Source organism: Phenylobacterium sp. (assembly GCF_036821595.1).
GTDB lineage: Bacteria > Pseudomonadota > Alphaproteobacteria > Caulobacterales > Caulobacteraceae > Phenylobacterium.
Genome location: NZ_DAISJG010000126.1, coordinates 1 through 4,391, shown reverse-complemented (window position 1 = coordinate 4,391; position 4,391 = coordinate 1). Strand labels below are relative to the sequence as shown.

4 protein-coding genes are annotated in these 4,391 nt (G+C 71.1%); 2 read left to right on the top strand and 2 right to left on the bottom strand.

The genetic code is table 11. From position 1 onward, the window contains the following. Positions 1-77 precede the first annotated feature (77 nt). Positions 78-1,457, top strand: coding sequence for a class II 3-deoxy-7-phosphoheptulonate synthase (locus V7Z97_RS19480; protein ID WP_334165148.1), 1,380 nt, complete (start codon positions 78-80; stop codon positions 1,455-1,457). Positions 1,458-1,514: 57 nt separating this feature from the next. On the opposite strand, the gene V7Z97_RS19475 is transcribed toward V7Z97_RS19480, so the two are convergent. Beyond that, positions 1,515-2,288, bottom strand: a complete 774-nt coding sequence (locus V7Z97_RS19475) for an SDR family NAD(P)-dependent oxidoreductase (protein ID WP_334165147.1) — start codon at positions 2,286-2,288, stop codon at positions 1,515-1,517. Between the two features lie 4 nt (positions 2,289-2,292). Further along, the gene (locus V7Z97_RS19470) at positions 2,293-3,357 is read right to left on the bottom strand and encodes a phosphotransferase family protein (RefSeq protein ID WP_334165144.1); all 1,065 of its coding nucleotides are present in this window, start codon (positions 3,355-3,357) and stop codon (positions 2,293-2,295) included. A 183-nt stretch (positions 3,358-3,540) separates the two neighbouring features. Between V7Z97_RS19470 and V7Z97_RS19465 the strand changes: the two genes are divergently transcribed. Then, positions 3,541-4,391 (top strand): MATE family efflux transporter (locus V7Z97_RS19465; RefSeq protein ID WP_334165142.1); only part of this gene is annotated, 851 nt, incomplete at its 3' end.

Here is a 4,391-nt window from a genome sequence, read left to right as displayed (position 1 = left end):
ACCTGAGACCCTATTTAAGGGTAGAACCCGCCCCTTCCGCTCCCTCGGGGGGAGCGATCCCGCTTAAGTACGAAGTCATGACCGAACACTGGACGCCTGCTTCCTGGAGATCGAAGCCCGCCAAGCACATGCCGACGGACTATCCCGACCTCGCAGAGGTCGCGAAGGTCGAGCAGACGCTCCGCGGGATGCCGCCGCTGGTGTTCGCGGGCGAGGCGCGGCGGCTGAAAAGCCTGCTGGCCGACGTCTCGGAAGGCCGCGCCTTCCTCCTGCAGGGCGGTGACTGCGCCGAGAGCTTCAAGGAATTCCACGCGGACAACATCCGCGACACCTTCCGCCTGATCCTGCAGATGGCGGTGGTGCTGACCTTCGCGGGCGGCAAGCCGGTGGTGAAGGTGGGCCGGATGGCGGGCCAGTTCGCCAAGCCGCGCTCCGCGCCCATCGAGACCCAGGACGGCGTCACCCTGCCGTCCTACCGGGGCGACAACATCAATGCGATGGAATTCACGCCGGAAGGGCGCACGCCCGACCCGCAGCGCCTGATCCAGGCCTATTCCCAGTCTGCGGCCACCCTGAACCTGCTGCGCGCCTTCGCGGGCGGGGGCTATGCCGACCTGCACAACATCCACCGCTGGACCCTGGGCTTCGTCTCCGACAGCCCGCAGGGCGCGCGCTACCGCGAGCTGGCCGACAAGATCAGTGACAGCCTGGCGTTCATGGAGGCCATCGGCGTCACGCCGCAGAGCCACGCCAGCCTGCACCAGGTGGAGTTCTTCACCAGCCACGAGGCCCTGCTGCTGGGCTTCGAGGAGGCGATGACCCGCGTCGATAGCACTTCCGGCCAGTGGTACGACACCTCGGCCCACCTGGTGTGGATCGGCGAGCGCACGCGCGAGCTGGACGGCGCCCACGTGGAGTTCTTCCGCGGCATCCGCAACCCCATCGGGGTGAAGTGCGGCCCGACCATGGAGGGCGACGACCTCCTGCGCCTGGCCGATGTGCTGAATCCGCAGAACGAGCCGGGCCGGCTCACCCTCTACGGCCGCTTCGGCTACGACAAGATCGAGGACCGGCTGCCGCGCCTGCTGCGCGCCACCAAGGCCGCCGGCCGCAGCGTGGTCTGGGCGATCGACCCGATGCACGGCAACACGCTCACCGCCGCCAACGGCTACAAGACCCGGCCGTTCGACCGGATCCTCTCCGAGGTGAAGAGCTTCGTGGAGATCTGCCGGGCCGAGGGCGTGCATCCGGGCGGCGTGCACCTGGAGATGACCGGCCAGAACGTCACCGAATGCCTGGGCGGCGCCCGGGCGCTCGCCGAGACGGACCTGGCCGACCGCTACCACACGCACTGCGACCCGCGCCTGAACGGCGAACAGGCGCTGGAGCTGGCCTTCCTGGTGGCCGAGAAACTGAAGGAAGAGCGCGTCGAGCAGCAGCGCCGCGCCGCCTCCTGAAGCTTGCACGGGGCGGGCGCTTCAGGCTCGCCCCGACGTTTTCGCCGACGCTCTGCGTCAGCGCGTCTGGCCGCCGTCCACCGGCACGACGGCCCCGGTCACGAAGCTCGCCAGCGGGCTCAGCAGGAAGGCCGCGACGGCGCCGATCTCCTCGGGCCGGCCGAAGCGCCTCAGCGGGACCTCGCGGTTGATCCAGCGGGTCCAGGCCTCCGCCCGGGGGCCTTGCGATCGCTCCTCCCACTCGCCGCCGGGGAAGATGATGTTGCCGGGGGCGATGGCGTTGACGCGCACGCTGCTGGGGCCGGCGATCCGCGCCAGCTCCTTGGTCAGATGGTTCATGCCGGCCTTGGCCGTGCCGTAGGTCAGCGGCGTTCCCAGCGCTCCGAGCCCAGCGATCGAGCTGATCAGCAGGACCGAACCCTCGCCCCGGGGAGTCATCCGCCGCAGCGCCGCCCGCGACAGCCGCCAGGCGGAATCCAGGTTCTGGGTGAAGCCGGCGTCCCAGGTCTCGTCGTCCACCTCCAGGCCGGGCGGGCAGGGGTGCAGGCCGACGTTGGCCACGGCGCCGAAGATCGGGCCGAAGGAGTCCTCGGCGCGGGCGACGGCGTCCTCGATCACCTGGGTCTGGCGCATGTCGCCGGCGATGGCGAGCAGCCGGTCCTCGCCGTATTCCGCCGCGAGCCGGGCCCGGGTCGCTTCCAAGGCGTCCGCGCCGCGGGCGGTGATCACCAGCCGGGCGCCCTCCGCGAGGCAGGCCTCGACGATGCCCAGGCCGATGCCGCGGCTCGCCCCGGCCACGAAGATCACCTTGCCGTCCAGTCCAAGCTGCATCGCGCTACTCCCGTCCGTGGAGGATCGCCAGCGCCTGCTCGGCCAGCGCCGGACAGCCGTTGACCGCCTCGCGTTCGCTGGCGAGCACGCCGGCCAGGGTGCGGGCGTAGACTCCCTGTGAGATCGAGGCCAGGCGGAAGATCGAGAAGGCCATCAGGAACGGCCAGTCCTCGATGCCGGCCCGGCCCGTACGGCGGCAGTAGGCCGCGACGTATTCGGCCTCGGTGGGGATGCCGCTCGTGGCGAAGTCCACGCCGTCGAGGCTGCCCCAGGACGCCCCGTGCGAGCGCCACAGGAAGGCGTTGTAGGCGATGTCGGCCAGCGGATGGCCGATGGTGGAGAGCTCCCAGTCCAGCACGGCGATGATCCGCGGCTCGGTCGGATGGAACATCACGTTCTCCAGCCGGTAGTCGCCGTGGGCGATGGACACCGACTGGTCCTTCGGGATGCGCGCCGGCAGCTCCTCGATGAGGGCGTCCATGGCGGGGATCGCCTCGGTGGCGGCGTCGCGGTACTGGCGGGTCCAGCGGGCCACCTGCCGCTCGAAGTAGTTGCCCGGGCGGCCGAAGTCGCCCAGGCCCACGGCCTCGAAATCCACCTGGTGCAGCCGGGCCAGGGTGGCGTTCAGGTCGTCGTAGATGGCGGCGCGCTCGGCCGGCGCCAGGCCGGGCAGGGTGGCGTCGCGGAAAATCCGGCCAGCCAGATAGTCCATCACGTAGAAGGACGTGCCTATCACCTCGGGATCGTCGCACAGCGCGCGCATGCGCGGCACGGGGACGTGCCCCTCCAGCGCCTTCATCACCCGGTACTCGCGATCCACCTGGTGGGCGCTGGCCAGCAGCTGGCCGGGCGGCTTCTTGCGCAGGACGTAGCGGCGGCCCTCGCCGCTGGTCAGCAGGAAGGTCGGGTTGGAGGCGCCGCCCTGGAACTGCTGCACCTGGAGGCGGTCGCCCACCTCCGGCAGCCGCTCGAGCAGCCAGGCGTGCAGGGGGGCCTCGTCGAAGCGATGGGCGGGCACCACCTCGCGGACGGGCGGGTCCGGCGTGGCGGCAGTCTCGTCGGGCGTCATCCGGGCGTCCCCTCGCAGCAGGTGAGGCGAGTGCGCCGCGACTGCCGTTGCGGCAGTCCAGCGGCCCGGCCTGTGCCTTCCCGGCCACGCCCGGACGGCGAAGGTTAACACAGGCGAAGCTCCACTTGCCTTTTCGGGCGCGACGGTCAGTTTCGGCAGCTTCTTTGAAATTCCAGGTGTTCCATGGAGCCCTCCGCGGCCCAGGCGTCCTCGCTTGCGGGAGGGCGTCCCTCTCCCGTTCGTGACGAACTGCCCCGGCTGCTGAAGCTGTCCGGGCCCGTGGTGCTGTCGCGCCTGGGCATCATGACCATGGGCCTGACCGACGCCGTGGTCGTCGGCCGCTATTCGGCGAAGGAACTGGGCTACCACGCGCTCGCCTGGGCCCCGACCAGCGTCGTGCTGACCATGGCCATCGGCCTGCTGATCGGCGTGCAGGTGATGACCGCCCGGGCGATCGGCGAGGGGCGGCGTCACGAGACCGGGGCCGTGCTGCGGCGGGGCCTGACCTACAGCCTGCTGATCGGCGTGGCCTCCACCGTCGGCCTGGCGATCGTCGGGCCGCCGTTCCTGCACGTGATCGGCCTCGAGAAGGACCTGGCGGACGGTGCGAGCCGCGCCCTGCTGGTCTTCTCGCTCTCGCTGCCAGGCTATGCGCTCAGCGTCACCGCCAGCTTCTGGCTGGAGGGCCTCTCACGGCCCGGGCCAGGCGCCTGGGCGATGTGGGCGGCGAATGTGGTGAACCTGGGCCTCGTGCTGCTGCTGGTGCCCGGGCCCTGGGACATCCCGGCCATGGGGGCGGTCGGGGCGGCCTGGGCGACCACCGGGGCCCGCCTGTTCCTGGCCGCCGCCATGCTGGGCTACATCGCCCTGATGCCCGAGGCCCGGGCGCTCGGCGTCTTCGACAAGCCGCCGCGCGACCGGGCGGCGGAGGCCGAGCAGCGGCGCATCGGCTACGGGGCCGGCGCATCCAACTTCTTCGAGGTCGCCTCCTTCGCCAGCATGAACGTCATCGCCGGCTGGCTGGGCGGGCTGGC